The organism is Duncaniella muris (assembly GCF_003024805.1).
GTDB classification, from domain to species: domain Bacteria; phylum Bacteroidota; class Bacteroidia; order Bacteroidales; family Muribaculaceae; genus Duncaniella; species Duncaniella muris.
On the sequence record NZ_PUEC01000070.1, the window covers coordinates 1 to 1668 of the forward strand.

General features: G+C 31.1%; 1 protein-coding gene. It reads right to left on the bottom strand.

Annotated features, from left to right (window positions below; genetic code table 11):
• Positions 1–154: 154 nt before the first annotated feature.
• Positions 155–1668: HEPN domain-containing protein (locus tag C5O23_RS14060; protein WP_205743456.1), on the bottom strand; the 1514-nt coding region annotated here is incomplete at its 5' end.

Consider the following 1668-nt stretch of genomic DNA (forward strand, 5'->3'; position numbering starts at 1 on the left):
TGCGGATTATTGCTCCACAGACTCCCTGATCTATGCAACTAACCGTGCGTTGGCTGCGCTTGGATCTGAACTCTATATCAATTTTGCCCATACGGCTTAGTATAAATTAATTTTTACGACTTACTTATTCTCAAATATAATATTGGATAATATCTTAAATATTATCTTCAAGATCACCATAAGATAAAACACCTGATATTGATGGTTCTTTTTCTATCGCAGCTCGCATTAAATCGAAATGCATAAAAAATGACTCCATATCATATTTCCTTGACATAATACTACCAATTCTACTACTGAAAAATCTTACAGCTTGGTTGAGTATAAAAATAAGATAATATCTTAAATTGCTCGCAAGACTTTCAATATCTTGTTTGATCGCAGCCTCATGTATGAGTTCATTTCGCAATCTGTAAATGCGGGCAATCTGCCAAGTAACGTTTTGCCTATGTAATTCAAGATACTTGCGAATATCTTTTTCTTTATTAGATAAGATGTGTGTAGAATATCTGTTTAATCTATATTCTAACAATATTGGTAATTTAATTCTATCTTTAATGTCACTAATAGCATCTTTTTCCCAAATATGGGGGATTTCTATTCCTTTGGCAATAGATCTTACTTGAGCATCAATTGCCAATAAATTTCGCTTTCCATAACATGAAACAAGTATACTTACCAAATTATCCTTAATTCGACCAAAAGTACTATCAGATGCTATTGGTGTTGAAAATAAGAATTCAAGTGCTATCCAATAATTAATAAACCTTTGCTCTATTTCAGTATCAGCATCCCCTATTCGTAAATGTCTTAAAGCGGCATTAATACGATTAGTTACATCCGTAGTGATATTATTAGATGCATGGATAGCGTTTAACCTATCCTGTATAATATTAATACGAGTTTGTTCCTCTTGATTAATACTGTCTAAAATAGGGAGAGTCGAATGATCAGATACATAAAGGATTTCACCTCTTTTCTCAAGGACTAAAGCAGATAATAATGGTATCATCTTTGAATTATGCAATGCAAAATGGATACGATCCAAATGATTGCTTAGCTTTTCCTTTGCCTGTTTAATCGCAGCAAATTCATCATAAGATTTCACATTAACCGAATAGAACCTTTGATTATTCAAGGATGTGATAAAATTGGGGCGCCTATTAATTACCCATTCGGTTTTATATTCTTCTGGATATAATTTAGAGAATTCGGGTAAATCAACATCTGCTTCTGTGCGGCTAACTGATAATTTAAAGATTATTATATAATCTTTTTTATTCTCTAAATTTATCAAACTTACAAACTTTTCGTAAGAATCAGAAAAATTCTTGATTTTAAAATTTTTCGCGCAAGTATATAGGTAACTTTTTGAAAACCCTATATATATTAATTCACTACATAAACTGGATATTAAACAATCAAGTTTATGCAAGTTATCCATAAGCTGACATTCTTTAATACCCTCAAATGGCAGCAATGAAGTCAAATCTTTTATCTCAGATAATAAGTTTGAAATATATTTTTGTGATTTAGTATTTACAATGATTCGGTAAAAATCACCGAAGTGGTTGAAACTTAAGTTAATATATCGAATCGTCAAATACAAATGAATCGCCAAAGCGTTCATTATAAAAACATTAAACAATATGAACGTATTGGCGATTC